The following is a 1,432-nucleotide window of genomic DNA, read 5'->3' on the forward strand; positions in this document are numbered from 1 at the left end:
TGATGTTCTCGAACGCCAGCTGCACACAGTAATCCATGTCGAAGCCACGCTGCGCCTGACGAATCAGGCCCAGGTAAGCGTTGTTCACCAGCACGTGCACATACGGCAGGTTGAACTGCGCACCGACGGCCAGTTCCTCGATCATGAACTGGAAGTCGTAGTCACCGGACAGCGCGACGACCTTGCGTTTCGGGTCGGCCTTGACCACGCCCAGGGCTGCTGGAATGGTCCAGCCCAGCGGGCCGGCCTGGCCGCAGTTGATCCAGTGGCGTGGCTTGTACACGTGCAGGAACTGCGCGCCGGCGATCTGCGACAGGCCGATGGTGCTGACGTAGCAGGTGTCCTTGCCGAACACCTGGTTCATTTCTTCGTACACGCGCTGCGGCTTGACCGGCACGTTGTCGAAGTGGGTCTTGCGCTGCAGGCTGGCTTTACGCTGCTGGCAGTCTTCCAGCCAGGCCTGGCGGCACTTGAGCTTGCCAGCGGCTTTCCACTCGCGGGCCACTTCCAGGAACACGTCCAATGCCAGACCTGCATCGGAAACGATCCCCAGGTCCGGGGTGAACACGCGACCGATCTGGGTCGGTTCGATGTCCACGTGCACGAACTTGCGGCCTTCGGTGTAGACATCGACCGAGCCGGTGTGGCGGTTGGCCCAACGGTTGCCGATGCCGAACACCAGGTCGGATTTCAGCAGGGTGGCGTTGCCGTAGCGGTGCGAGGTCTGCAGGCCGACCATGCCGACCATCTGCGCGTGGTCATCGGGGATGGTGCCCCAGCCCATCAGGGTCGGGATCACTGGCACACCGGTCAGTTCGGCGAAGGCGACCAGCTTGTCGCTGGCGTCGGCGTTGATGATGCCGCCACCGGCCACCAGCAGCGGGCGCTCGGCGTCGTTGAGCATGGCCAGGGCTTTTTCGGCCTGGATGCGGGTAGCCGACGGCTTGTGCACCGGCAGTGGCTCGTAGGCATCGATGTCGAATTCGATCTCGGCCATCTGCACGTCGAACGGCAGGTCGATCAGCACCGGGCCTGGGCGGCCGGTGCGCATTTCATAGAAGGCTTTCTGGAAGGCGTAGGGCACCTGGCCGGGCTCGAGCACGGTGGTGGCCCACTTGGTGACCGGCTTGACGATGCTGGTGATGTCGACGGCCTGGAAGTCTTCCTTGTGCAGACGAGCGCGCGGAGCCTGGCCGGTGATGCAGAGGATCGGGATGGAGTCGGCCGAGGCGCTGTACAGGCCAGTGACCATGTCGGTACCGGCTGGGCCGGAGGTACCGATGCACACGCCGATGTTGCCGGGATTGGCGCGGGTGTAGCCCTCGGCCATGTGCGAGGCACCTTCGACGTGGCGAGCGAGGACGTGATCGATGCCACCGACTTTCTTCAGGGCCGAGTACAGCGGGTTGATGGCAGCCCCCGGAATGCCGAA

At 64.2% G+C, this 1,432-nt stretch carries 1 protein-coding gene; it reads right to left on the reverse strand.

What is annotated here, in order from left to right; genetic code table 11:
* The coding region (gcl, locus tag E2H86_RS25450) for a glyoxylate carboligase (RefSeq protein WP_133332256.1) at nt 1-1,432 on the reverse strand (1,432 nt) is incomplete at both ends.

The sequence above is a fragment of the Pseudomonas putida genome, assembly GCF_004357765.1.
Lineage (GTDB): Bacteria > Pseudomonadota > Gammaproteobacteria > Pseudomonadales > Pseudomonadaceae > Aquipseudomonas > Aquipseudomonas putida_U.